General features: G+C 33.5%; 36 protein-coding genes. 13 read left to right on the top strand and 23 right to left on the bottom strand.

All coding sequences use genetic code 11. From position 1 onward, the window contains the following. The first annotated feature begins 61 nt into the window (after positions 1-61). From O5637_RS02725 to O5637_RS02715, 3 genes are all read left to right on the top strand, one after another. Positions 62-613, top strand: coding sequence for a nitroreductase family protein (locus tag O5637_RS02725; protein ID WP_269605903.1), 552 nt, complete (start codon positions 62-64; stop codon positions 611-613). Positions 614-875: 262 nt separating this feature from the next. Beyond that, positions 876-1,208 (top strand): DUF1499 domain-containing protein, encoded by a 333-nt coding sequence (locus O5637_RS02720; RefSeq protein ID WP_269605901.1) that lies wholly within the window; start codon positions 876-878, stop codon positions 1,206-1,208. Positions 1,209-1,288: 80 nt separating this feature from the next. Continuing rightward, a complete protein-coding gene (locus tag O5637_RS02715; protein ID WP_269605900.1) occupies positions 1,289-1,462 on the top strand; it encodes a hypothetical protein in 174 nt (57 codons plus the stop codon). A gap of 23 nt (positions 1,463-1,485) precedes the next feature. On the opposite strand, the gene O5637_RS02710 is transcribed toward O5637_RS02715, so the two are convergent. Beyond that, on the bottom strand, positions 1,486-1,755 hold the full coding sequence (locus tag O5637_RS02710; protein ID WP_269605898.1) for a DUF3764 family protein: 270 nt from the start codon (positions 1,753-1,755) through the stop codon (positions 1,486-1,488). Positions 1,756-2,557: 802 nt separating this feature from the next. Here O5637_RS02710 and O5637_RS02705 point away from each other — a divergent pair. From O5637_RS02705 to O5637_RS02695, 3 genes are read left to right on the top strand one after another with little or no spacing between them, the layout of a single operon-like run. Next, positions 2,558-2,761, top strand: a complete 204-nt coding sequence (locus O5637_RS02705) for a hypothetical protein (RefSeq protein WP_269605897.1) — start codon at positions 2,558-2,560, stop codon at positions 2,759-2,761. Positions 2,762-2,766: 5 nt separating this feature from the next. Beyond that, a complete protein-coding gene (locus tag O5637_RS02700) occupies positions 2,767-3,027 on the top strand; it encodes a hypothetical protein (RefSeq protein ID WP_269605895.1) in 261 nt (86 codons plus the stop codon). A gap of 1 nt (position 3,028) precedes the next feature. After that, positions 3,029-3,208 carry a hypothetical protein gene (locus tag O5637_RS02695; RefSeq protein ID WP_269605893.1) on the top strand — a complete coding sequence of 60 codons (180 nt, stop codon included), beginning with the start codon at positions 3,029-3,031 and terminating at the stop codon, positions 3,206-3,208. 1,001 nt (positions 3,209-4,209) lie between these two features. Here the strand turns inward: O5637_RS02695 and O5637_RS02690 are convergent. From O5637_RS02690 to O5637_RS02660, 7 genes are all read right to left on the bottom strand, one after another. Further along, positions 4,210-4,344, bottom strand: coding sequence for a hypothetical protein (locus O5637_RS02690; protein WP_269605891.1), 135 nt, complete (start codon positions 4,342-4,344; stop codon positions 4,210-4,212). Positions 4,345-4,392: 48 nt separating this feature from the next. Next, positions 4,393-4,584, bottom strand: coding sequence for a hypothetical protein (locus O5637_RS02685; protein WP_269605889.1), 192 nt, complete (start codon positions 4,582-4,584; stop codon positions 4,393-4,395). Between the two features lie 90 nt (positions 4,585-4,674). Then, positions 4,675-6,150 (bottom strand): glycosyl hydrolase family 57, encoded by a 1,476-nt coding sequence (locus O5637_RS02680; RefSeq protein ID WP_269605887.1) that lies wholly within the window; start codon positions 6,148-6,150, stop codon positions 4,675-4,677. Positions 6,151-6,350: 200 nt separating this feature from the next. Continuing rightward, positions 6,351-6,911, bottom strand: coding sequence for a CIA30 family protein (locus O5637_RS02675; protein WP_269605885.1), 561 nt, complete (start codon positions 6,909-6,911; stop codon positions 6,351-6,353). A gap of 214 nt (positions 6,912-7,125) precedes the next feature. Beyond that, on the bottom strand, positions 7,126-7,299 hold the full coding sequence (locus tag O5637_RS02670; RefSeq protein ID WP_269605884.1) for a hypothetical protein: 174 nt from the start codon (positions 7,297-7,299) through the stop codon (positions 7,126-7,128). A 134-nt stretch (positions 7,300-7,433) separates the two neighbouring features. Beyond that, positions 7,434-7,697 (bottom strand): hypothetical protein, encoded by a 264-nt coding sequence (locus O5637_RS02665; RefSeq protein WP_269605883.1) that lies wholly within the window; start codon positions 7,695-7,697, stop codon positions 7,434-7,436. A gap of 363 nt (positions 7,698-8,060) precedes the next feature. Further along, entirely contained in the window at positions 8,061-8,378 is a 318-nt protein-coding gene (locus O5637_RS02660; RefSeq protein WP_269605882.1) for a hypothetical protein, read from the bottom strand. A 215-nt stretch (positions 8,379-8,593) separates the two neighbouring features. Here O5637_RS02660 and O5637_RS02655 point away from each other — a divergent pair, with 215 nt between their 5' ends. Together O5637_RS02655 and O5637_RS02650 are read left to right on the top strand one after the other, a co-directional pair. Further along, positions 8,594-8,818 (top strand): hypothetical protein, encoded by a 225-nt coding sequence (locus O5637_RS02655; RefSeq protein WP_269605881.1) that lies wholly within the window; start codon positions 8,594-8,596, stop codon positions 8,816-8,818. Continuing rightward, on the top strand, positions 8,802-9,032 hold the full coding sequence (locus O5637_RS02650; protein ID WP_269605879.1) for a hypothetical protein: 231 nt from the start codon (positions 8,802-8,804) through the stop codon (positions 9,030-9,032). Before O5637_RS02655 ends, O5637_RS02650 begins: the two co-directional genes overlap by 17 nt. Before the next feature lie 23 nt (positions 9,033-9,055). Here O5637_RS02650 and O5637_RS02645 read toward each other — a convergent pair whose 3' ends face one another. After that, the gene (locus O5637_RS02645) at positions 9,056-10,585 is read right to left on the bottom strand and encodes a phytoene desaturase family protein (protein WP_269605878.1); all 1,530 of its coding nucleotides are present in this window, start codon (positions 10,583-10,585) and stop codon (positions 9,056-9,058) included. Positions 10,586-10,680: 95 nt separating this feature from the next. Then, on the bottom strand, positions 10,681-11,442 hold the full coding sequence (locus tag O5637_RS02640; RefSeq protein WP_269605876.1) for a PAP/fibrillin family protein: 762 nt from the start codon (positions 11,440-11,442) through the stop codon (positions 10,681-10,683). A gap of 576 nt (positions 11,443-12,018) precedes the next feature. Between O5637_RS02640 and O5637_RS02635 the strand changes: the two genes are divergently transcribed. Continuing rightward, positions 12,019-12,606: a hypothetical protein gene (locus O5637_RS02635; protein WP_269605874.1), complete on the top strand. Its 588-nt coding sequence runs from the start codon at positions 12,019-12,021 to the stop codon at positions 12,604-12,606. A gap of 73 nt (positions 12,607-12,679) precedes the next feature. Here the strand turns inward: O5637_RS02635 and O5637_RS02630 are convergent, their stop codons facing one another. After that, positions 12,680-13,006, bottom strand: a complete 327-nt coding sequence (locus O5637_RS02630) for a hypothetical protein (protein ID WP_269605872.1) — start codon at positions 13,004-13,006, stop codon at positions 12,680-12,682. 173 nt (positions 13,007-13,179) lie between these two features. On the opposite strand from O5637_RS02630, the gene O5637_RS02625 reads away from it, so the two are divergent. Further along, complete coding sequence (locus O5637_RS02625) at positions 13,180-13,767, top strand: rhomboid family intramembrane serine protease (RefSeq protein WP_269605870.1); 588 nt, start codon at positions 13,180-13,182, stop codon at positions 13,765-13,767. 91 nt (positions 13,768-13,858) lie between these two features. Here the strand turns inward: O5637_RS02625 and O5637_RS02620 are convergent, their stop codons facing one another. From O5637_RS02620 to O5637_RS02580, 9 genes are all read right to left on the bottom strand, one after another. Then, on the bottom strand, positions 13,859-14,119 hold the full coding sequence (locus tag O5637_RS02620) for a hypothetical protein (RefSeq protein ID WP_269605868.1): 261 nt from the start codon (positions 14,117-14,119) through the stop codon (positions 13,859-13,861). A gap of 137 nt (positions 14,120-14,256) precedes the next feature. Next, the gene (locus O5637_RS02615) at positions 14,257-14,460 is read right to left on the bottom strand and encodes a hypothetical protein (RefSeq protein WP_269605866.1); all 204 of its coding nucleotides are present in this window, start codon (positions 14,458-14,460) and stop codon (positions 14,257-14,259) included. Positions 14,461-14,511: 51 nt separating this feature from the next. Then, positions 14,512-14,724 (bottom strand): hypothetical protein, encoded by a 213-nt coding sequence (locus tag O5637_RS02610; protein ID WP_269605864.1) that lies wholly within the window; start codon positions 14,722-14,724, stop codon positions 14,512-14,514. A gap of 59 nt (positions 14,725-14,783) precedes the next feature. Then, entirely contained in the window at positions 14,784-15,086 is a 303-nt protein-coding gene (locus O5637_RS02605; protein WP_269605862.1) for a hypothetical protein, read from the bottom strand. A gap of 29 nt (positions 15,087-15,115) precedes the next feature. Then, a complete protein-coding gene (locus O5637_RS02600) occupies positions 15,116-15,307 on the bottom strand; it encodes a hypothetical protein (protein WP_269605861.1) in 192 nt (63 codons plus the stop codon). Between the two features lie 181 nt (positions 15,308-15,488). Next, complete coding sequence (locus O5637_RS02595) at positions 15,489-15,680, bottom strand: hypothetical protein (protein WP_158466707.1); 192 nt, start codon at positions 15,678-15,680, stop codon at positions 15,489-15,491. Between the two features lie 268 nt (positions 15,681-15,948). Continuing rightward, the gene (locus O5637_RS02590) at positions 15,949-16,149 is read right to left on the bottom strand and encodes a hypothetical protein (RefSeq protein ID WP_269605859.1); all 201 of its coding nucleotides are present in this window, start codon (positions 16,147-16,149) and stop codon (positions 15,949-15,951) included. A 63-nt stretch (positions 16,150-16,212) separates the two neighbouring features. Beyond that, entirely contained in the window at positions 16,213-17,130 is a 918-nt protein-coding gene (locus O5637_RS02585) for an AEC family transporter (RefSeq protein WP_269605857.1), read from the bottom strand. Between the two features lie 157 nt (positions 17,131-17,287). Continuing rightward, the gene (locus tag O5637_RS02580; RefSeq protein ID WP_269605856.1) at positions 17,288-17,509 is read right to left on the bottom strand and encodes a hypothetical protein; all 222 of its coding nucleotides are present in this window, start codon (positions 17,507-17,509) and stop codon (positions 17,288-17,290) included. 104 nt (positions 17,510-17,613) lie between these two features. Here O5637_RS02580 and O5637_RS02575 point away from each other — a divergent pair, with 104 nt between their 5' ends. Both O5637_RS02575 and O5637_RS02570 read left to right on the top strand, forming a co-directional pair. Beyond that, entirely contained in the window at positions 17,614-17,925 is a 312-nt protein-coding gene (locus tag O5637_RS02575; RefSeq protein ID WP_158466703.1) for a DUF3764 family protein, read from the top strand. A 744-nt stretch (positions 17,926-18,669) separates the two neighbouring features. Beyond that, on the top strand, positions 18,670-18,867 hold the full coding sequence (locus O5637_RS02570) for a hypothetical protein (RefSeq protein WP_269605853.1): 198 nt from the start codon (positions 18,670-18,672) through the stop codon (positions 18,865-18,867). Positions 18,868-18,986: 119 nt separating this feature from the next. Here the strand turns inward: O5637_RS02570 and O5637_RS02565 are convergent, their stop codons facing one another. Then, positions 18,987-19,475 (bottom strand): hypothetical protein, encoded by a 489-nt coding sequence (locus O5637_RS02565; RefSeq protein ID WP_269605851.1) that lies wholly within the window; start codon positions 19,473-19,475, stop codon positions 18,987-18,989. 397 nt (positions 19,476-19,872) lie between these two features. Between O5637_RS02565 and O5637_RS02560 the strand changes: the two genes are divergently transcribed. Then, complete coding sequence (locus O5637_RS02560) at positions 19,873-20,046, top strand: hypothetical protein (RefSeq protein WP_269605849.1); 174 nt, start codon at positions 19,873-19,875, stop codon at positions 20,044-20,046. Positions 20,047-20,105: 59 nt separating this feature from the next. On the opposite strand, the gene O5637_RS02555 is transcribed toward O5637_RS02560, so the two are convergent. Next, on the bottom strand, positions 20,106-20,744 hold the full coding sequence (locus O5637_RS02555) for an SOS response-associated peptidase (RefSeq protein ID WP_269605847.1): 639 nt from the start codon (positions 20,742-20,744) through the stop codon (positions 20,106-20,108). Positions 20,745-20,800: 56 nt separating this feature from the next. Continuing rightward, positions 20,801-21,661, bottom strand: coding sequence for a PD-(D/E)XK nuclease family protein (locus O5637_RS02550; RefSeq protein ID WP_269605845.1), 861 nt, complete (start codon positions 21,659-21,661; stop codon positions 20,801-20,803). Positions 21,662-21,889 lie beyond the last annotated feature (228 nt).

Here is a 21,889-nt window from a genome sequence, read left to right as displayed (position 1 = left end):
TAACTTTTTGTAAAATTTTCACTATGGCTAATAGTGTAGTTAATAACGTCAAGAAAAAATCATGGAAATAGCTGAAGCAATTAAAAAACGAAGGACTCTTCATATCTTTTCTAAAAAACGTGTTCCTAGAGAAGTAATTGAAAAATCAATATTTGCAGCTAATCAGGCACCTTGCCATAGAAGGACTTTCCCATGGCGTTTTACCAGCATTGGGATAAAAAAAAGGGAACTTTTATATCAACTACAGCTAACTCTGAAGTTTGGTGATATGAAAATAGATGAATCTAGTTTGAAAAAGATAAGAGACAAAATGCTAAACCCTTCCCATTTGCTTGTTGCCACTCAAGTATGTACTGATAATCAAGTTCAAAAACTCGAAGATTATGCTGCTTGTGCTTGCGCGATTCAAAACCTGTCGCTTTCACTTGTTGGTGATGATGTTGGTTGCAAGTGGTCAACAGGAAAAATCACTAAAGACCCTAATACCTATAAAATTGCACAAATAAACTCAAGCGAGGAGGAAATTATTGGTTTTATATGGATTGGGTATGGGACTGAGCCGCCTCTAATCAAAAGACCTTTAATTAGCACTATCTATCGAGAGAGGGATTAATTTTATTTAACTCATAGAAGAGAGATAATGAAACTGATAAGGAAGTGTTGAGGCCACACTGAATACAATTAGTATCATCCCTGTCTTATCTAATCGTTTCATGTTCAAAAAGACTTTAGAGTTTAACCTAATTGAAGAATCTTTTTCCCATGAGTATTTTTAGTAGGGAGAACTAGACATAACTGAGTAATAAGTTAATGAAAAAAAAGACCAGGGGGGGCATAAAATTTTTGCATGATCAATATATGAACTAATAGAATATATGCCAGATCTTAAATCAGGTCTTAGTCCCTGCTTAAATCCACTTAATTGTGTTTTCTTTCAAAAAGAATTTGGAGATGTTGACAAGACCTTTGATCAACTTGTCACGATTGCCCAGAAAATCCCTAGAACCAAGGTTTTAGTTAGTAATGAACATTATTGGAAAGGGGTTTGTCGTAGTTTGATTTGGAGATTTCCAGATGACTTGGAGATTTTAAAAATAGATAAGAAGATTCAAATCAAATCGGCATCAAGATATGGTGGTGGCGATCTTGGAGTTAATGGAACTAGAGTGGGAAGATTATTAACTGCTTTAGAAAAATTCAATAGTTAGCTACCAAAACTTTCATAAAACAATCAATTTGTTGTCGTTGGGAAATATTCTAGTTATTTTTAAATAGCTGTATAAAAAAGATGAACAGAGCACAAAAATATTTTTTACATCTTCCAAAGGGGACTCATTTTGAAAAAATCATTGATACAGAATATGGGAAAGAGAATATATATGTAAGCCCAGACGGCAAAAAACATTCAATACCTATGATTCCTAATACGATTTCTTTAGCATGTTCAAAACGTGAAAATTAGCAATTAAGACAATTGTTTTCTCATCATGTGATTTTTGTTTCTTCATAAATATGACCAGAGGCTTCAACAATAGGCTTTGTTTCAGGACTAATGAAAATGTTATATAAAACATTCTCTGATCCTTCAGGCATAACAGTTTCTCTTTTAGAGTCTCCTATGCATTCACCGATATAAAAAGTTTTAACACCCATTTCTTTAAACATCGTTTGCTGCTCTGGAGCATTCATATGAGTGCAATACTCTGAAAAAGTATTACTAATCTTGAAGTCTAAAACAGTGATTTCAGTTGCCATTGAAAGGGTAAGTGAATATTAGAGGATGTATAGATTTATATGTTTACCACTTTACTTTTGTCCCTACAGACTTTGTTGTTTTCGCTTCCGTTGTCTGGGAGGATGTTAGTTGGTTTTTTTTATTTATACCGTTAGCATTTTCGATGTCTTGTAAAAGACCTTTTTTGGCTTGATGAAAAGCATTTTTCATTAAAAATATTTGAGCTTCATCAAACTTTTGTTGTATTTTTTCTTATGTACGGAGTCAGCTCATTTGGTGATAAGGTTATTTTTTTTTATATTCTCTTTTAATATTGCTCTTTATTCAAATTGATATGAAGTGGCAACTTCTACAAAAAAATATTATTAGTAATAACTACTCACTCAATTGATAGAGAAGCCTGGTAGTTTTGCATATTGCATCTACAGCTTCAAACGATATAACTAACACAAGTTGCACTGTGACATTGTTTATCTTTAAGCGCTTAAGCAACAGGTTTTCATCGAAAAAGATCGACAACAGCAAATGTTATTCAAGATGTGAAATGGAACCTTTACCTAATGAGATTTATCAAGACATAGTTGATTTTCAATCTGATGTGAATAGACCTATAGACATTTCTATTTACCGTGAATTCAAAAAGGAAGCTGCATGAGCTCCTAACCTAATTTTTCTAGTTCTTAGTTTCTTTGATTCCATTAATCTATTGATAGGGTTCAAATTTTATAACTTTGCAATTTTGTTGAATAAGGCTTATTGATTTTTCCTTGAGTTATTGAACGACAGTAAAGTATAAATAAAGAAGTATTTAAATTTTTGTTGATGGATAGCTTGAAAGCAGAGTCTTTGGCTAATGAATTGAATGAATTAGCATGTAAAGGGTGCACTGAGGGATGGCTAGAAAAACACGATGGACTATCAGATCCAATTCAAGACATTAATGAGTGTGCATCTCTTGGATTTATTACGCCTGAACGACAAGAACGATTAGTTAATGAAGTAAAAGAGCTTAATGCTGGAAATTAAATAATATGGATAAAAAAAGAAATAGTCCGAGTAAGTTTTCTGTTCCTCCTTTCGCTTCAGATGATGAGATATGGATTAAAATTCTTGAACTTTTGACACCATCTGAACAGTTGGAGGCTAGTCGTTCAAAATCAGAGTTCAATGATCCGTATATTGGTGGTAAAGAGATTATTGTTAAACGTTCTGATCAGTCCGATATAGCTGTTGCTTTACTATCTGAAGTTACGGCTGATGGTGATGAATGGGCAATATATAGAGAGCTTTAAGATGGATACTTATTCATTAATCGCATTGTTAACCCTTGTAGTATCCCTTTTGATTTTGGTTTTGCTTTCCCAATTATTTAGGAATTTAATTAGAAAGCAAATTGATGATCAAATGAAAGATATGATTCCGATAAAAGCTATTAGAGAAAGAATTGGAATCAGAATAAAATTGAGAAAATAGCAAAAAAATCATTTTAGTTTTGATTTAATTCCATCCTGACGTTTCCTTGCTTCATGTATTTGTTTTATATAACTATTATTTTTAGCCATTAATTCGAAGATTCATCTCTTTTTCGCCATTGCTTTTTAATGTAAATTTGATTTATGCATCAGTATTTCTTATGCTATTAAGTTAGTAAGTAATACCGATAGAAAAAAATAAAAAGAAAGGATAAATTAAACTTAATTATTGGAGACTTTTATGAATACAATAGATACTAAGAAAATGTCCCAAGGACAAGTTGATCCAATTGAAGATTATCTTGAGTGTGTTACATATTGTTCAATATCTAGCAGTGCGGAGGAGAACGATTGCCAAACTATATGCATGGAAAGGCATTTGAAAAGCTCATATTTTTAGAATATTTATCATAAAACCAAACCAGATAGGTTACGGCTCTCTCAATAATTCAAAAATCCTCTAATCTTAATCTCAAATTAGAGGCCTAAATAAATTGCCTTATCCTGAGGAGATTAATGGTAGAACAGCCTATGAATAACCCAGGAGGAATAAGTATACTTGCGAACAGTGTCGCTTGATTTACACCAAATGTTTACAAATTTATTTAATGACTACGTATTTCTCGCTAATCCAACAAAGTTGTTGATCTAGTGAAAAGAGCAAAAATCTTGAATGATGGTTTTAAAAAATTAATTTTGATGTTGAGGTAATAACAAAAGGTTTAAATACTGATGAAAAAAACTTTCAATATTGTCATCTTTAAAATCAATGATATATAAAAATTTTGGCTCATCCCATATCTTGGTATTGGCTTGTTGGCTTTTTTCTATGGATGGTTCACAACGTTTTGGTTCTTAATCGTAAAGTCAACATTGACAAAGAACGACAAATCTCAAAGCGATTTAATGCAATTTCAAAGCTCTATCCAGAAGGTACATACATTTCACATAGATAATAATCATTAGTTGATTTCAAATTATCTTCAGCCCTTTTTAGTTGCTTTAATAATGGGGGGGCTTAGAAGTTTCTTGAGGGAAATATTCTTCAGTTTCATTTTCATATGTGTCATCTTTCTTTTTGAAGTATTCCTCTGATGGATCGTACCCATCGTTGCCTGGATTGATTTTCTCTTTCATATATTAATATTTTTCTTTAGCAAGATCAGTGGATCTGTAAAAAGTGCTTTATCCAGCAATCCCATTACAAATAATTCCTGCTTTGGCCATTGAAAGTAAGACAAAATGATGAAAGCTAGGAACTGCTTTGTCTAATGCTATAAGAAATATAAGCAATGACATTGATGTCATTGAAAGATATTGCATCCAATGAATACCTGCTTTATCAAGTCCATTTTTGTCAAAACTTGTACTAGTCATTTTATTAAAGCTTTGGTCGGTGACCTTAACGCAAAAATTTGTTTTTTGCTAGTTAATTCTTTTTCTTGTTTGATGCCTTTACAAAATTGATTAAATTTTCTGTGCTGACATTTCTATGTCTCTAAGAACTTCTTCACCTTTTTTGAAGATCGTTTTAGCGTATTCAGTCCAAGTCCCCTGTCCCCAATAACGGAAGCAGCTAGTTTCTAATAGCAAAAGGTATAGGAGCGCTTCTTGATATCTATCGTTTTTTGTTAACGATGGATTTTGATCTATCAAATGGTCAAATGTTTGGTGAAAATGGGAACTAAGTTTTGAAATTGGTTCTAAAACATTTTTATATCCATCTTCCCAACTCAAATCGTTAGTCCAGCTGGCTCCACTCAAAGAAAAAGATTGGTCTTCTTCTTCTAATTCATCGATTGCTTTTTTAAACGAAATTGGTGTTATTGGGCCTGATATTTTTTCCCATATTTTGTGTTGATTGATTGCTTGTATCAATGGGTAACTATCTTCATCTATATTTAATGTCTCTATGAAGTCGAGGTATTCAGATCCGTTCATAGCAATTGTGGGACTTGTATTCGTTTTTGGACCAATTTTTTTATATGCTTGAATAAATGCTTGAGGAAATTCGTTCATCATTACTCCGCCATTTTCTCCGTCAGCTATTTGGGAAACAAGAGTGGGAATAATCTGTTGCCCTAAATTCTGTTTAGATAACCCCACTGCCTCGTAATAAGGTTGCATTTGCCCAACAAGCTTTGTATCTGATCCTTGAGTTTTTATTAGTGAAAGAATAGAGATGGTCTCTCCATTACTACTTTGAGCTTTGAGCATATTGGGAATATATTTTTGCTCGTCTCTTAGATTAGAGCCATCTATATTTTGAACACTATGTTCTTGAACCATTACCCAACGATATCCACATTCCTTAAGTGCTTTGATTAATTGAAATAGAACATCCGGATGATTTGGAAGATGCATCTCAGGAAGAGAGAACCCATTTACTCGACTCAATGCATCTTCTCCAAATAATGACGAAAAGTGGTGCTGCCAGGCTGTTATCTGTAATTTAAAGTCAGAAGGTGGAGTTGAAGAGGCTACTGCATGACTCCAAAAGGTTCCTAGCCACTCAACATGTGGTTGAACTGTGCAATCACACGTTAGGAGCTTTAACGAAGCGAGAATATCCTCGCGACCCATTTGTTCGATTCCCCAAAGAAGATTACCGGAGTAATCAAGCATTATTTTGGGATCATATCCTTCATCTATCAGGCTTGGAATGATTTCAGCTAGACGTTTATAGCATTGAGCGAATGGTTCGGCATTGTGATTATCTCCTTCTGAAGTGTGTTCAAACATATATTGCAAATGTGAAATAAGCTCTCCATTCTTACCTGCTGGAATTGTTGGTTGATGCATATGGAGGGCACATGCAAATCCTGAATTAACATTCTCTAACCTTGACTTTTTCTCGAATTGTCTACTTTCTCTTTCCTTATTTACTAACTTATTAATTTCAAATTCAAAACCACATATCGGTGGTAAGTCTTTGTTCTTCATTTTATTGAGGTTATATATTTAAACCAGTCCCATTTAAAGGACGTTTTCGGAATTAATTGGAGTATATACAATAAAAAGTGTTTTTCATAGATTTAATTTGTTATGTGGTTCATTCCTTTGAGAAATACTTTTAATATTCATTGTATTTTTATTACCTATGAAATCAGAAAAATATAAATACATTTATTTTTCTAATTGTGCTAATAGACACTAATAGATTGTAATACAAAATTTATTTTGCCAGGCTTAAAGCCAGGATTCAATTCACCTGGTTTGCCAAATTTGGAATGTAGTAATTGAAATTGGGTTATAGATTCTGATTTAAATATAATTGGTAAAGAAATTTTTTTTGCTAGAACAGTTGGTTCAAGGTTTTCAAAAGGTACTTTGGTAGTTGTTGTCCCAAATCTTTTTGTTTCTATTTCTGCTACCCATCTGAGCCCACCAGGTGATTTGTCTAAGAAAAATTCTCTTAATCCAAAAATTCCATATTTAGATGACACTCCAAATTTTAAAGTTCGACCTTTACCTTCTATTTTTAATTCAAAACCTTGATAATTGGATAAATTTAGAGCAGGTGAAAATTTTGGAGATTTGCAACTAACAAAACCTCCTTTTTCCTCAACTACAACACCTTCCAGGGAGAGGCCTTTTGAGGAAGATCTACAAACTGCCTTACTTGAGCCTCCCATAACAGTGTCGTTCAAAGAAAACCAATCATCAAAGTCACTGGACGACACGACTTTTGATAGCTCCGTCATTTTTTATCGACAATTTTTTTAACTCTATAAAATTTTTTTGTGAATCATGAGTTTAAGAATGTAGATTTCACCAGTTAAAGAAAAATACCCATTGCTTCTCATTAAGTGATTCTTATGGTCTATGAGTTAATTTTTAACACTAATAAGGCTACTAGAATAGCTTTTAATCTGAGATGATTTGCTTGAGTTGTCTTAAAGTTATACCGATTGAAGGTCAATTATTAAAGAGAAGGCAAGCCGGAGATGATGGATACATAGAGCATTCAGCATCCCAAAAGCCTTCAACTTGGATATCTTCCCAATGATTAATCATTGTTTCTAATTCCTTAATTCTTTCTTTAGCTACATCAATTTTTTCAAGGAGATTTGATGAAGTTTGTTTCTTCATGATTGTTCCTCGTTAGTATTCTTATTTTACTACTAAATTGATATTAAATCTATCGATATAATTACGGATGTATTTGTTCCTATTAGGAATTGATAAATCTTTTCAGAATACTTTTCTATTTTCTTATTTAAAATCTATCTTTGGTTGAAATAGAACGAATTACAAAAATTACCAACATTATTTGTCTCAGCTTTAAGACCTGTTTTCTTTGCAATCAATTTGATTTTTGTGCTTTTTTCTTTTAGTGAGTAGTCATTCTGATTAAGGTACATTGTGTAGTATTCTCTGCATAAATTTGAGAGCTCTTTTTCTCTGGAAAAGGGGATACGGCCTACAGCTATCACTATCAGAGCTAGAGCTATTACACCTGTAAAAGCTTTGTTGAGTGAGTTAGTCATAGTTATGATTTTTTATATTGTCTAGTATGCCGTCTGAAGTGAAAATCCTCGGTTTATAAGGTAAAGACTTCAACTTTATCGAATTTTATCTACTGTTTTTATAGTGCAGACCCTTGGGCAGATTTTAGGAGGAAAAATGTTGCCAATCCTAGTAAAACGCCTACAGAGGTAATTAGTATAAGATTTATAGTGAATGAACTAACATCTAGTTCTGAAGACGCTAAAGCAAAAGTTATTATATTGAAATTGAATTATTTATTATTTTTAAGTATATTTTCTAAAAAGCTCAAGCTCTTAAAAGCTTGTAAGAATTGTTTTTACTTTATTCATAGAATTTCAGATTTGACTGAGTTTGAATTTGACTCAATTTTTCGCTGATTCATTTTCGCTTATAGATTTTGTTGACTGTTGCATATCCTTCTTTAAGGCGGTCTTTCTTTCTTCAGTTTCTTTTTCTATTGCTTTTTTTGCGTCAGCTTCTTTTTCTTCGGCTAATTTTGCTGCTAATGCTACTGATTCTTCATGAGCTATTTTTGCATCGAGTTGACCAGTTGCCCTCATCCATTCATTAATACTTGTTTCCTTCCCAGCTGCTTCACATTCTTTTTTATATCTTAGAAATGGGAACCAATGATGGTTTGCTGTTTCAGGATTACTTCTATTAAGATTATTTTCGCTCATTTACTTGATTAGGCTTTTAAGATTATCCAATAATCTTTGTATTAAGTGCCTTTTAAATTTACTAAAATTTAAGTTCTTTTTATTAATTACATTGTTGTGTAATGTTTTTTACTTGTTGATAGTCACATATAAATAATACGGATAAGAATTATTTCTCAGAGTTAAATTGATTTTGAAGTATGTCTTATTTTTAGTTCTCTTAATAAATATCCCATATGGATCCTTCCTTGGCATTAGCAATTATTTTGACATTTGTTGGGATAATTATTTTTATTTTGATATCAAAAAATGATCTTGGAGTAACTTCTTTAAAGAAAGATCCTGAATCTCATACAACCTTGATTGGTTCCGTTGCTAAGGGTATTCCTGGTTCTGATATTTTAAACTCAGATTCAGTCTCCAATACAAAGGAGTCGACAGAAAATGCAATTCACAGCTAGCAAAGATGCTGATGAAGATTTGATTTGGTCTTTGATTTTAAATAATCTGGGTTCTCCTATTTCAAAAGACGTCTCACCGGCTACTTCTGCTTTCTTCAAAACGGAGGACGGCCTAGAATGTTCAGTTAGGAGAAGAAATGGAGATTTGATTGCACATTGTTATTCAGAATCAGATCGAATGGGGCAAAGACGTTGGACTATTGATCTTAAATAATTGTCAATCAAAGATAAGCGCTCTTATATTCCTAGCTCTTCAATTAAATTCTTTTGGAATTTGGAACCCAGAATTGTATTAGCGGCCAGAGCACCACTTGCTGCTACAGGTGGAATCCCGATCCCTGGGAATGTACTCGAACCGCACATTAAAAGATTTTTAATTGGAGTTTTATTCCCTGGGAAAAGCCCTTCAGCTGCTGACAAGGCTGGACCATAACTTCCATTCTTTGTATTTAAAAATCTTTGATGAGTAAGTGGTGTCCCTAGCATTTTTATTTCGATTCTTTCGTGAATATCAGGGATTAGTTTTTTTACCGGTTCCCAGAAGATTGAGCATCGCTCCTCTTTTTGTTTTTCATATTCGTTAGTACCTATTTTTAGATTTTCCCATATTCCCCAAGGCTCATTAGCAGGTGTATATCCGTGAAGAATGTGTTTGTTGTGGGGAGACATTGTTGGATCCAAGACAGATGGAATAGAGAGAACTACTACATTTCTTTCGGCAGTAATACCTTTAGCCCAATCATCAACCCATATTGAATGGAGTGGAATATTTTCTAGTCCTTCTGCATTAAACCCAAGATGTAGATGAAGAAATGACTTGCATTTTGGAGTCATGGACTTTTCTTCTCTCCATTTTTGAGATATTTCTTTTGGTATTAAATCAAGGGTGTTCCAAATATCTGCATTGCTAACAATATGATCTGCAAGTATTTTCTCACCATTTTTTAACTCAACTCCAATTGCTTTATTCCTTTTGATGATTATCTGACTAACTTTTGAATTAAGTTGGAGCTTTCCTTCAAATGAGTAAATTCCATTTAATAGAGCTTTAACGATAGATTCACTTCCTCCCTTTGGATATTCGAGGTAGGCATCTTGTTTAAACCAATCATCAAAAAGGGTTGCCATCGCAGCTGCATTCGTTTCGTCTTTAGATAAACCGCTTATTAGAAAGCATAATAAATCAACCCAATTTCGTAAAAATGGATCTTTAAGATGTTCATCAACTAAATTTCCAAAAGCTCCTCCTAGGTATTTAAAAGATTTCAAGTGAGTGAGAAGTGTTTTACTACGTCTTAAGAGCTGAAAAATAGTTTCCTTGTTTTGATTTAGCGCTATTAGGGGAATTGCATTAGCTGCTGCACCAATTGGTTTAATCACTTGAATAAAATTTTCCCATTCTTTAATGGCATCATTTCCGCTAATTGAACTGATCTGATCAAGGAATCTTCTATCTCCAACTCCAATCGTGTAGTCACCTTCAGGAATTTGAACATTCCAATCCTGATATTTAATTAATTCAACTTTTTGGTTAAGAGCTTTTAGGATTTGACCTAAAGGATTTGTCGTGGGCCAAGTACCTATTCCACTCCAAAGAGACGGTCCAGATTCAAATGTATATCCATTTTTCTGAAAGCCATGAGCGGCTCCTCCTGGTTTTGAGTGAGCCTCAAGAATTAGGACTTTTTTGCCAGCTTTTGCTAGCAATCCTCCGCAACATAATCCTCCAATACCACTTCCAATTACTATTACTTCTGGATTTTTCATTTATTTTCCTTTAAAGAAATTTTTCTTCTTTAGAGTTTCTACTACAAATTCTTCTGAACTGCTGCAATGAAGTAAGTTTTAAGAAGGGAGTTTACTTAATTTTTTGTTTGGTCAAGAAGAGGAATTGATGGACGTATGTAAACAAATAATGCTCCGTACATATCTCTAATGATTCTTAAATTTTCGTCAACATAGATCACTTTAATCTCACAATTTGGATTTTCTTTGTTCCATGGCAAAAGTTTCCATACGGTCTTTACTGGATACCATCTTTCCATGAGAATTGAATTTACAAATGGAATTTTCCCTAGACCATCTACCTCTGACACCTTAGTCTTCTCTAACTCCATAGAAAGTATGTTGTCTTTTAGTTGAAGTCCCTTTGCCAGAGTTATGACGCGACCACCAAAGGTAGGAAGTAGCTTGAAAAACCCAAGGATTGGGATGGTTGTAAGTCCAAAGATAGTGGTATCAAAGGTGGAGATCATTTCGCCTTTATTAAAATTGAGATATTGACCGACTCTTCCAACTGTTGATAAACCAAATGAACCAACTTGTAAAAGATGAAGCTTGAAAAATAAATCGCTTTTTGATTTGTCGTTTAAAGCCTTTTCAATGGCTAAAAAAAATGGAGAGCTTCTAAATAATTCAACTGATGAGTAAATAAGCTCCCATTCACCTTCAATAGAGCTCTGAGTTATTTCATCTGATAGGGGCAGTATATTTTCAACTAATTTATTCATCTCTACTAATTTATTTTGATACATGGGAGCAATCATCGCGTTCATTCTTTGACCTCTATCTGTTGCTGCAGCTACCTGGTAAATAAGGGCTTTGAGATCATTCCTATCTTGCATTTTATTGAATTGGTTAATTCGTTCTTATCACCTTGACCTTAACTAAAATTTCCTAAAGACCTTGAGTTTATATATAGGTTTAACAAGTAATATTTGAGCGGCTCTCACTGATATGGCTTATAACATCCTTATGATTACAACTAAAACCTTACTACTGACAATTTTTGTTCCCTTGGCGTGTCTTAAATTTTTTGGCTTCTATAAAAAAATACTCAAGGTCTCAGAACCGTCTTTAAAGCAAATAAAAGCAAAATTAGAAAGAACATTTGCAATAGATAGCTAGGTGATTGGTCAAATTTTTGTGTTTTGTGTTTATGGTGATTATTGCTTGCTTTTTTGAGAAGCTTTAAACCTTTAATTCCTTCTTGATAGTCATTCTCGCCATAAGAGAAACTTTTCCTATCTATACCAAAACGTTGCTATGACCTTTGCCTGGTACTCCTTACACTTTTTTATGAATAGTTTTTTTTGTAAATTTATAAGATGCAAATTCTATTTACATCTACATGTAAATAGATTGTTCGGTTTGTATACCCACAATGTGCTAGATGTTGTATATAGGTAATTTTTAATTCAATGTCTCAATTAAGTATCAAAGTTAGCGCTAAAGGCGAAGCAATGATCGCTACTCTTCAAAAGGAAATTTTTAACCGAAGAAGAAAAAAAGTTACAGCATCACAAGTTGTTGAAACTCTTGTAGAGAGCGGTGCTAAGTCACAATCTGACAAGCGTTATGCTGCTTCTTGGAAAAACTTAATAAAGGATATTGAGAAAGCTGCAAAAGTTTCTGAGATCCATGGAAATAAGCCTGCAAATGTTAGTGCTGATGAGTGGGCTTTGATTCTCTCTCACCGTACTCGTAAGACTACGAGTGCTAAAAAAGTTTCAGCAAAACCCTCAGCTAAAAAGGCTGCTATCAAAAAAACTGCTGCTAAAAAAGTAATTGCAAAGAAAGCAGTAACTAAAGCTGCTCCAGCCAAGAGCGCTGCAAAATCAAAAGTTAAGACTTCTAAAGTTAAAACAGCAGTTAAGAAAGTAGCTTCTGCTCAAGCTAAAAAAGCAACTTCAAGCGCAAACTCAGTTTCAAAGAGAGCATCTAAGGCTGTAGCAGGAAGACCTGCGAAACGCGCAAGAAAAGTTAGTCTTAAAGCTGTAAAAGCTTAGTCAAAAAGCCAGATCCGTTAAAGCGGCCTGAAAAGTGCAATGCTTTTCTCTGGCTATTTTAGTAAAGATGTCATTAGTATCCCAATCCTACATTGCCTTTTGTGTAGCCTTGGCAGTAGTACTTGGCATGGTAGTAGTGATTAGTAATATCAGCTTTCTCTCCTTTTAGTCCATCGATTCTTTTCTTTCCTAATTTCAATTCTCTTGCAGCCTTTTCCCCTGTAATTAAATCAGCGCTTAGACGTCCGCAAATATCATTCACTTTGAAGTCTTTCGCTGAAGGACCTCTGACATAGCCTGCAAAAATTGCAAGAAATAATCCAAGGGTTACAAACCTTCGGTGGTTTCTCCACCATTCATAACTATTGAGATTTAGTCTCTTTTTTACATCAATTTTCATTTATATCAATAATAGATTTGTTCACCTTAGGCCTTAGTCCTTTTCTTTATGGGTGATGTTCTTGATAGGTAAATATTTTAGCTTATTCACATAGTTAAAGAATTAACCCTATTTGTTTTTCGATAGATCATATTCACGAAGTACGATTGGATTATTAGTAAATCTATTTACGAATGCTTGAGAAGATTTCAAAAGATGATTGGCAATATTTTGTCCCCTTTTTGGCTTGCACTATTTGCTTCTTTGCAACAGATTTCTTTGGAATAATTGATAAGGCTTCCATTGCTTATTGGTCTGGACGTTTGTTTTATGAGCCATACAGGATTATTACATCCCATTTTTTTCATGGTGATGTTAATCATTTATTGGCAAATATCTCTGGAATCATCGTAGCTAGATATTTTCTTAAATCTTTAAGCCTTCAAAGTGACTATTTCTTTCTGGCTTTTATTTTATTGATAATGCCTCTCCAAGCGTTCATTTGTTGGTGCGTAGATATTTTAATTTATAGAAATGCTATGTCTCTAGCCATTGGCTTTAGTGGTGTTTTATTTGGTATCGACGCGTTTATTCTAATGACTACAATTTATGGAAAGAAAAGATTTTTGTTCATTGGATGTCACCTAAAGAAAGATCCAAGATTACTTAAATCTATTTCTTTGCTTACCGGTATTGGAATTATTTGGTCATTCTTACCTGGAATTAGTTTGTTAGGTCATATGTCTGGACTTTTGGCAGGATTTCTATTGTTTTGGCTCTAAACAAACTATTGATTTGATGTTATGGGTCCTTACGAAAGACGTTATCTTCTGAATAGTAAAAAGCCTCAACTCAACTTTAATTGAGTTGCCTTCACTTCACTTGATAAACTTTTGACCTCCCATTGCACTTACGCACCGCCCATTCGATTGGGGATTTTAAACTTTCTTGTTCTACACAAATAGTCTGATAATTAGCCCATTTAGCTATTGGCCCTAGCCTTATTGCAATTAGTGCAAGGCTAAACGCACATAAAAATGCACACAAAAGCAATGCAATTCCAGTAAATAGATCATTAAACTTGAACTTCATTTCTGTCAGATTGAAGTTCTTATTTGTCTTTGTCTCACTCATAGAACTAATGGGGTGGAATAAAATGCCTCAATATTTAAAGTCTTATATACTCTTACCTCTTTTATGTTGGCATAGAGAATAAAAGCTGAATGAATTTTATAGATCTATTTATTGATAGTTAACAGTTGGAAATTTTCTTAGGTTTCTTCATTTGTCTTTTCCCCATTAAACATCCTTTTCTCCCCGATCACGATGGTTAACCATCCAAGTGCTAGAAGCCCTCCTGCTTGATAGTCTCCTTTTAGAAAATCAAATAGAGCGAGGGTGCTTGCAGAAATAGCAAGAGTACGAACAGCAAACCTTGCAAAGGTAATTTTCTTTTTTTTAATAGGTTTATTCATATACCCATTTTGCAGCGATTAACTTCGTAAAACAAATTTTGGTTGGATGAGTTATTGAAATTTATTCTTTTGAAAACATCTTGTTAATAGAATTAAATCTATAATTTCTTCTTTGTCGTAAGACGATTGATCCTTTCCCCTCACACCGCTTCCCTCTGTTAAACCTTGTAATTCTAGTTTCTTTCTAATCAACATTTTTCTTTCTGCACTTGAGAGATTTTTAAAACGTTTTTTCCTTTCTTCACGACTTTCACTATTGCTCATTGGATTTGTTTAATAATAATTTGTCTATTAATAATGAATTGATAAATGTTTCTACTATTTTAATTCATTAAATAATTGTTATCTATAAGTGCATCAATAACTTTTGCTCCTCTTGATTTATTCCCAAGGGAAAGGGGATTGGCCTTATCTAGTATTGAAGCAAAGCAAGTGAGCCAACTACTACCTTCGCAAACTTGAGCTGCCTCGCAAATGTGCTTTGGTGCTTTCTCTGTGCAACCTTGAGTGCGAGAAAATTTAATAGATTCTAGTTGAGAATCAAGTTCTAATTCTAGTAATGATATTTCGTCTTTATTAATCCATTCACCAGCAGCGTAGCTTTCAAGCAAAATTTGATAGTTCATTATTTAAAGAGTTTTAGTAGTATTGAGCACTAAGATCGAAAAAGTTTTTCTAAATCTTGCTTCACTTTCTCCAATTCATTTAGTTTTTTTGGGTTTGTTTTTTGCCCCCATTTATCTACTTCTCCAGTTCGACCATTTTTAATTGTCATCCTTATCCACCAAAATTGAAGACTCAAGAAAATCAGAGCAAAAAAAATTAGTTCAAGAGTTCCTTGTTTCATCCAAAACTATTCTAATAAATTGAACCTTTTCTTATCGTTGTACCCATTTTTCATGTATTGATTACTCATTAGGATCAACTTCAGTGATTTTTAGATTTAAGCCAACGTAAAGAAGAATACCTCCAATAAGAGGCGTCCAAAGCCCCAATTGGTTTAAATCATGTGATTGCAGAAATTCCATTTATTCTTCATCTCTTCTAATGATGATTTGGTTTGTTTTATATTCAGATACTACCCTATTAGCTATTTCAACAATAAATGAATTTGGACACCGTAAAGCCTCTTGTAACTCAGCTAATTCATCAGAAATAAACTCTATACTCCTTGCAATAACTGCTTGATGTTCTTCTTTTGGTTCCCATTCTTTAGCCATTAATTTTCTTGATAATGAGCTGCTATTGCGTTAAGCATATTTGAAATATATTTTTTATTTGCATTTGTTTGCGCTTTTATTTTTTTGGCATGAGATCTTGACTTTCATACATGCTCTTTCTATCACTTCAAGTTCTTCATTTGTAGGATGCCATTCTTCAGGAATATTAAATATGAGTCAAACCAAACATAATCCCTTTTGAGATTGCCCATCCAATACCTAGACATATAGCAACTGTAAAAAGTGTTTTTAAAAGGTCCATATCATTTTAGTCCCTTCCAAATGCAGTTCTTAACGAACTTGAAAATTCGAATTGAACCCCATCATTAGATGAACCTAGGTTTTGAATTAACTTTGAACTGGCAAATCTTGATTGGGTTGATGAATAAATTGATTGAGATTTTACTGCTGATGATTTTACTGCCGCTGTTCTCTTTGCTGTCGCTTTTGTTGCTGTAGCTGAGGTCATTAAAAAAATTGTATTTCTTACAACTTAGACAAGTTGAGTTAAAAGGCGATAGTTGTTAACTTTTTACAATCTTAAAATCATCAACCAAGCAGGAATTGATATGAGGGCGATGATCGTACTTAAGACAACAAGCGATGTGGCTTCATCTTCATCTCTTGACGCTGCTTGGGATATTAGTAAGACAGATATTGCTGTTGGCGCAGCTGATTGAAGTACTAAAGCTTCTCGCATGACGTTGGGTAATCTGATCACTGAGGAAATGATCAACATAATGACTGGCAATCCAACCAGTTTCATGATTAAAGCATTTTTTATGGATATTATTTGGATTTTTATTCTTGAGAGATTTTCTTTCCTCAGCCAACTTAGACGCATTCCAACGATTACAAGTGCTAAAACAATTACAACCCTTGAAGGTATCCATAGTAAGGCTGTTATTTGTTCATTCCATGGTGATGAATGAACTATTAATGCGCCAATCAGTCCTTTTACAGCAGGGCTTCTAAAGATTGCTTTTATGAAATTTTGCCAATACCTATTAGAACTTAAAACTTTTGAAGGATCTGTTAGCAGTATTGGACCGATACTCCAAATTACTAATGTCGCACCAAGGTCAAAACCTATGCTGTAAATCAAAGCATGATTTGGAAGCAGTGCTAGTGAAACTGGTATTCCGAAATACCCAGTATTTCCGAATGCACTACCTAATTGAAGAGATCTGTTTGGTATTAAGTTTTTTATACCAGGTAGGCAATTTAATAGAGTCATTAAAAAGCCAATAGCTACCAGTGCTAAAGCCGCAGATTGTATTAAAGGGAATTCAAGGCCAGACTTAAGTAATATCCCCATCAAGCTGACAGGAATTCCATAGCTCATTAAAGGACGAGATATCGTTAGGGATAAATCTTTTTTAAATCGTCCTAGTAAAAAACCTATTAAAAGACATGGTATTAATTCAGCTAAAAGAAAGATTATTTCCAACTGAGTAAAGCGAATATCATTTTGTTATGTTGAGTGGTCAAGAGTAATTTTATGATTAATTCGATATCTTGACTTGAGTTTATCTTTGCAAGTACTTTTCAGGTTAGGGACATATGGTTCTCTCCCGTTATTGATAAAGTTTTAATTCGTAGTTAGCTTATTTCTCCTTGTAAATACTTTTTTCTGAACAACCTAATGTTTCTCCAAAAAGAATATCTGTGCACATGGCATTACATAAAAGATAAACGACCCAACTGGTTACAGGGACTCCAATTAAATAACTAAATGGGTGCTTTACTTTTATGAAACCAACAATGGCAACGATTAGAACAACAATTAAGTTAATGATTCGTTTTAGGGTTTTTCTTGGTATTTGCATTAGCTATTTCTAGCAGAAAGTTTTCTTATTTATCTAGTTTTTACAACAACTGTTAGTCAGTTTTGTTTTGTTTGGGTATCGTTTGACCATATTAAAAATTTTAGATGTCTTCTACTGTCACCTCAGTTTTTACTTTTAAGGTTGAAAGCACCTTTGATGAGTGGGCTGCAATCTTCGACAGCAAAGAAGCTACCAGAAGGCATAGAGAGTTTAATATTCAGCCCTTGTACAGAGGTTGTAGTGATGATGACCCTCAAAAAATCATTGTTATACATCAGCACCCAGAGGGGAATATTGAGAAATTTATAGAAGCCAATGGAGACTGGATGGCGAGCCACAGAGTCGATCTATCTACAATGGAGAAGTCTGCTTGGACATGGACCGACAACAGTAGTGTTCAGTTTAAAGCTGCTTAATCAAACACGCGCTGTGTACTTATTGAATGGCATAGATCAAATACCAGATTTTTACTATTTCTAGCTATTCAAGCTGTTTAAAAGTAGTGAATATCTAGATTTTTATGGTTACACTTATTGATTAATTATTTCTCTACTAAAAAGAAATTTTTTTGTTTAGAAATCTGAGTTGTTAAAAAATTGAAATTGAATCAGATAATTCTATGGGTATTGAGATTATTGCTATAAATAAAATTACGATTGGTAGATTCCATAATATAATGAGTTGAATAAACTTAAATTTGGTGAATTTAAACATAGTTAGTAATCAGTTCGTTTTAGTCCCCATAAATTTCCTTGCTCGGATGCTTTAACAATCGCTTTGTAAATATCTAAAGTCATAACTTTGATTAATTGAATAATTTTTTTAAAGTTACCTTTTTACTTAATGTCTGTATGTAGGGAGAAATACCAAATTTATAAAGTAAAAATTATTAATGTAATTAGTTTTTCTAATAATTGAATATTTAGGCGCTTTGTTATTTTTAAGTCTTTTAAAACTTTATACAATTTTAAAGATGCAATTTAGCTACAATTTGGTCGCGTCGATCGTCATCAAGAATTTAGTTCAGATATTATTTGACATCTAATTGGTCAAAAGCATTATGTCTTTTTATATTCGGTTTCCTATCCCAAATTGTTCGGTAGATTTCTTTCAGAACTATTTTGTTATTTTTAAGATATGGTTAGTTGATATTAAAAAAATTGTCTTCAAGACCGATTACATCCTGCAAAAGATACGCTGTTAGCTACCGAGATTTAGATAACAAAAGACATGAGTTAGGGTTTTATGCCATTGATGCTTTTGAAGCTAGACAGTTAGCTATTGAGTTCAATAAATTTGTTCGAGAGCATCCAAATTCTATTGATAGGATTTCTCTGAGAAATAAAGTTATCGCTTGATGTCACTACGTAAATGTAACATTTGCTTATTAATTTATGTACGGAGATATTGCTTATTACAAATATTATTAGAAGAGTTTACTGAACAAAATATCTAAGGGTATTTTAATCCTGGTAGCTTATTTATCTTTTACCCATAGAGCAAGTCCCCCACCCTTTCCTCTTGCTGACAACCATTTACCATTTTGATCAATAGCTATTAGTGCAAAAAACGGCCTCTTCTTTTGATCAGGTGACGGTAGAGATCTCTTTAGAATAGTTAATGAAGCTAGTTTTATTTGAATGCAATCAAAAGAAAAAGGTAATAATGGTTGCTTCCTTTCTAAATTTGCGTAACCACTGAATCTCAGAGTTAATAATCCAAATTTAATTGCGTTGGCGATAGTAAATTTCTCTTCTTTTGGATTCTGTGTATTCTTCTTCAACTCTAGACTGGCTGAAAGAACCTGTAGCAAAGTGCTTGAAATCGTGTCTTCTGTATCTGAGCCCTGCTTCCAAACTGAATTAAATTTCCATAGTCCTAATAGAGAGTCAAATTCAATGCCACTCCCATCTACTCTTGCGCTTTTTTCTAATTCTTTAAGTTTGTCTAGAGAAGGAAGATCCATTCTATTTCCTTTCATTACAATTAATTTTTGTTTGTGTAATTTTAATCAGATATCTGACGACGAGTGGTTTTAGGCTTTATTAATTTCTCAGCCATGAGTAGTTTTGAGTTGATTATTGTTTAATTGTACATTTATTTATTCATATGCTTTCTTTCAATATCTAATTTTCATTATGTATCTTATGAGACTTTTAAATATTTAGGTCATAATTAGAAATCAATAAGAGCGTGAGTCCCTAGTTTTGGCTAATGAATTTAAACCAAGTACATCACTCTTAACAGTAGGACTAAATTTATTTATGCTTATTTTTTTGCTTTTAGCTATTTAGTTCATAATATTCAAGCTATGGACGGTGCTTATTCTTTTTGTTTGAATGGAGTGTTAATTAACTTCCCAAATGACTACCTTTAGAGAAAGAATTAATTCACATCTCCCGATAGTGCTTCAATTGTTAAGCACTGCATCCTTGGTTGTGATCGCTCTGTCTGCTATTTGTGGATCTCAATCATTGAAGAAATTGTCTTCTGCCCATGAAATGCCTAACTCGGCAGAAGTGCATCACGATCATTGAAGTCTTGATCTTATAAAATGTATAAAAGGGCTAGTATATGCCCTTTTTTTATCTTGATTTTATAGGAATGATAATTGGTCGGCATTAGGTTTGTTTATTGGCTCGGCTGTCCATTCTTCTGGGTCCCATTTAGTCATTAGCGGTTTTAAAGCTTTAAGCTCTTGAGCATTTTTAACTGAAGAGATCCATTCTTCTTCTAGCCCACTTGGAATAATAACGGGCATACGGTTATGAAATTGTTTGACTAAATCATTTGGTTCGGTCGTAAGCACACAACAGCTCTCTAGTTCACATCCTTCTTTAGACATCCATCGATTCCAAAGTCCTCCTAACCAGAAAGTTTGAGAATCTTTTCTACCTATTAGGTGACCTTTCTCTAGAAAACCACTGGCTGGTATCAAACATCTCTTATGCCTCCAGCTTGCACGAAAAAGTTTCTTCTCTTCAACACTTTCTGATCTCGCGTTAAATGGCTTTGGCCTTGTGTTCTCAAAAGGGTCTTTACTCCACTCAGATATAAACCCCCATAGCATTATTGATGTTTGTGTCTTGCCTTCATTCTTAAGAACAAGAATTGGAGAACCTGGTTTGATTAACATTTGCGGTTCATAATTTTGACTCAATCCCCTTGGCACATCTTTTTTTAAAAGGTCAGGTAAATTTATAAATTTTGTTAATAGCTGATATCTTCCGCACATTCCATTAATCCTTTAGACGCTTTTTGATCAGAATCATTTTAAAACTATTAGCGTTCTTAAAATAATGGCAAAGTTCCTTGTGTAATTTCTTTTTTACTTGAATTTCTTGAAAATAGTATTTTCGAATATTGATCTGCATAGGCGCAGTTCTTGCATGAAGGATTTGATTCTGGAATCTTTGATTGATTCATTAGTGTGACCATTTCATCTAGTCGACTCTCTATCCAATCATTCCTCCATTTGTAGGGAACAAGATATTCATCAAAACGCATGGTCTTATTAAATTCATCTTCATCCCTTTTTGCATTGCAAACTAGAAAATAAGATATTGGATGAACACTAAAACCCATCCCCGAGAGTAAGTAAGCATAAAAGTCCATTTGAATTTTATAGGCCTCGTGAAAAGGATCCTCTAAATAATCTTTCTTATCAACTCGTCCGTTTTTTGCTTGTGATTTGTAATCCACAATTATTAGTTGTCTTGTAATAGTGTCTTGCCAAATATCGTCTACACCTCCAGTCAAAATTATTCCGGTATCCTTGTAACGATGCACTAGTCCCCGATGAAGTGAGTTTCTCCAGTTATCTATTTCAGGATGATCAAATGGAACAACATGAGATAGTCCATTAGATGCAAATATTCTGTGTGGAACCTGTTTTTGTCTGCAATCGTCAAATTCTTTTTTTAGTAATAGGTCAGTGGTTTCATTGAGAGTCCAACCTGGTGTCCCAGGAGGATCAAGACCTCTTACCCTATCGAGATAAAAGCACCTTTGACACGTCAGAAAATTTGAGAAACGACCTCTACTAATTTTGAAATCTTCTTGTTGATTTGGCTTATATAGAGATGACTTACGACTTCGAAGGCCTGTGGCTTCGATTGGTTCTTTTTTGCTATTTCTTTTGAGATCAATCATTTTGTGTAATCACTTAAAGATTTCAACTGGTTTTATTCGATAGATTTAATTTCTTTAGCGTAATTGTCTTTTTCCTACCAATTAACAGATTTAGAACCTTTTTACTTAATTGAAAAGGATTTTTCAATTAATCGTTTTTAAACCTTTATAAGTTACTTTTTCGAAGATTTAGGTAAGGACATATTTTATAGCTCGCAAATTCATTCAAATAACAAAAGTTTTCCACAG

This window comes from Prochlorococcus marinus str. MIT 0917, assembly GCF_027359575.1.
In the GTDB taxonomy this organism is placed as follows: Bacteria; Cyanobacteriota; Cyanobacteriia; order PCC-6307; family Cyanobiaceae; genus Prochlorococcus_B; species Prochlorococcus_B marinus_D.
Note: the sequence above shows the minus strand (reverse complement) of the source record. Positions and strands in the feature narration are given on the sequence as shown.

What these genes read in the sequence shown, in the direction of transcription:
- O5637_RS02725 (WP_269605903.1), top strand. Translation starts at nt 62, where the DNA reads ATGGAAATAGCTGAAGCAATTAAAAAACGAAGGACTCTTCATATCTTT.
- O5637_RS02720 (WP_269605901.1), top strand. Translation starts at nt 876, where the DNA reads ATGCCAGATCTTAAATCAGGTCTTAGTCCCTGCTTAAATCCACTTAAT.
- O5637_RS02715 (WP_269605900.1), top strand. Translation starts at nt 1,289, where the DNA reads ATGAACAGAGCACAAAAATATTTTTTACATCTTCCAAAGGGGACTCAT.
- O5637_RS02710 (WP_269605898.1), bottom strand. Translation starts at nt 1,755, where the DNA reads ATGGCAACTGAAATCACTGTTTTAGACTTCAAGATTAGTAATACTTTT.
- O5637_RS02705 (WP_269605897.1), top strand. Translation starts at nt 2,558, where the DNA reads ATGGATAGCTTGAAAGCAGAGTCTTTGGCTAATGAATTGAATGAATTA.
- O5637_RS02700 (WP_269605895.1), top strand. Translation starts at nt 2,767, where the DNA reads ATGGATAAAAAAAGAAATAGTCCGAGTAAGTTTTCTGTTCCTCCTTTC.
- O5637_RS02695 (WP_269605893.1), top strand. Translation starts at nt 3,029, where the DNA reads ATGGATACTTATTCATTAATCGCATTGTTAACCCTTGTAGTATCCCTT.
- O5637_RS02690 (WP_269605891.1), bottom strand. Translation starts at nt 4,344, where the DNA reads ATGAAAGAGAAAATCAATCCAGGCAACGATGGGTACGATCCATCAGAG.
- O5637_RS02685 (WP_269605889.1), bottom strand. Translation starts at nt 4,584, where the DNA reads ATGACTAGTACAAGTTTTGACAAAAATGGACTTGATAAAGCAGGTATT.
- O5637_RS02680 (WP_269605887.1), bottom strand. Translation starts at nt 6,150, where the DNA reads ATGAAGAACAAAGACTTACCACCGATATGTGGTTTTGAATTTGAAATT.
- O5637_RS02675 (WP_269605885.1), bottom strand. Translation starts at nt 6,911, where the DNA reads ATGACGGAGCTATCAAAAGTCGTGTCGTCCAGTGACTTTGATGATTGG.
- O5637_RS02670 (WP_269605884.1), bottom strand. Translation starts at nt 7,299, where the DNA reads ATGAAGAAACAAACTTCATCAAATCTCCTTGAAAAAATTGATGTAGCT.
- O5637_RS02665 (WP_269605883.1), bottom strand. Translation starts at nt 7,697, where the DNA reads ATGACTAACTCACTCAACAAAGCTTTTACAGGTGTAATAGCTCTAGCT.
- O5637_RS02660 (WP_269605882.1), bottom strand. Translation starts at nt 8,378, where the DNA reads ATGAGCGAAAATAATCTTAATAGAAGTAATCCTGAAACAGCAAACCAT.
- O5637_RS02655 (WP_269605881.1), top strand. Translation starts at nt 8,594, where the DNA reads ATGGATCCTTCCTTGGCATTAGCAATTATTTTGACATTTGTTGGGATA.
- O5637_RS02650 (WP_269605879.1), top strand. Translation starts at nt 8,802, where the DNA reads ATGCAATTCACAGCTAGCAAAGATGCTGATGAAGATTTGATTTGGTCT.
- O5637_RS02645 (WP_269605878.1), bottom strand. Translation starts at nt 10,585, where the DNA reads ATGAAAAATCCAGAAGTAATAGTAATTGGAAGTGGTATTGGAGGATTA.
- O5637_RS02640 (WP_269605876.1), bottom strand. Translation starts at nt 11,442, where the DNA reads ATGCAAGATAGGAATGATCTCAAAGCCCTTATTTACCAGGTAGCTGCA.
- O5637_RS02635 (WP_269605874.1), top strand. Translation starts at nt 12,019, where the DNA reads ATGTCTCAATTAAGTATCAAAGTTAGCGCTAAAGGCGAAGCAATGATC.
- O5637_RS02630 (WP_269605872.1), bottom strand. Translation starts at nt 13,006, where the DNA reads ATGAAAATTGATGTAAAAAAGAGACTAAATCTCAATAGTTATGAATGG.
- O5637_RS02625 (WP_269605870.1), top strand. Translation starts at nt 13,180, where the DNA reads ATGCTTGAGAAGATTTCAAAAGATGATTGGCAATATTTTGTCCCCTTT.
- O5637_RS02620 (WP_269605868.1), bottom strand. Translation starts at nt 14,119, where the DNA reads ATGAGTGAGACAAAGACAAATAAGAACTTCAATCTGACAGAAATGAAG.
- O5637_RS02615 (WP_269605866.1), bottom strand. Translation starts at nt 14,460, where the DNA reads ATGAATAAACCTATTAAAAAAAAGAAAATTACCTTTGCAAGGTTTGCT.
- O5637_RS02610 (WP_269605864.1), bottom strand. Translation starts at nt 14,724, where the DNA reads ATGAGCAATAGTGAAAGTCGTGAAGAAAGGAAAAAACGTTTTAAAAAT.
- O5637_RS02605 (WP_269605862.1), bottom strand. Translation starts at nt 15,086, where the DNA reads ATGAACTATCAAATTTTGCTTGAAAGCTACGCTGCTGGTGAATGGATT.
- O5637_RS02600 (WP_269605861.1), bottom strand. Translation starts at nt 15,307, where the DNA reads ATGAAACAAGGAACTCTTGAACTAATTTTTTTTGCTCTGATTTTCTTG.
- O5637_RS02595 (WP_158466707.1), bottom strand. Translation starts at nt 15,680, where the DNA reads ATGGCTAAAGAATGGGAACCAAAAGAAGAACATCAAGCAGTTATTGCA.
- O5637_RS02590 (WP_269605859.1), bottom strand. Translation starts at nt 16,149, where the DNA reads ATGACCTCAGCTACAGCAACAAAAGCGACAGCAAAGAGAACAGCGGCA.
- O5637_RS02580 (WP_269605856.1), bottom strand. Translation starts at nt 17,509, where the DNA reads ATGCAAATACCAAGAAAAACCCTAAAACGAATCATTAACTTAATTGTT.
- O5637_RS02575 (WP_158466703.1), top strand. Translation starts at nt 17,614, where the DNA reads ATGTCTTCTACTGTCACCTCAGTTTTTACTTTTAAGGTTGAAAGCACC.
- O5637_RS02565 (WP_269605851.1), bottom strand. Translation starts at nt 19,475, where the DNA reads ATGGATCTTCCTTCTCTAGACAAACTTAAAGAATTAGAAAAAAGCGCA.
- O5637_RS02560 (WP_269605849.1), top strand. Translation starts at nt 19,873, where the DNA reads ATGACTACCTTTAGAGAAAGAATTAATTCACATCTCCCGATAGTGCTT.
- O5637_RS02555 (WP_269605847.1), bottom strand. Translation starts at nt 20,744, where the DNA reads ATGTGCGGAAGATATCAGCTATTAACAAAATTTATAAATTTACCTGAC.
- O5637_RS02550 (WP_269605845.1), bottom strand. Translation starts at nt 21,661, where the DNA reads ATGATTGATCTCAAAAGAAATAGCAAAAAAGAACCAATCGAAGCCACA.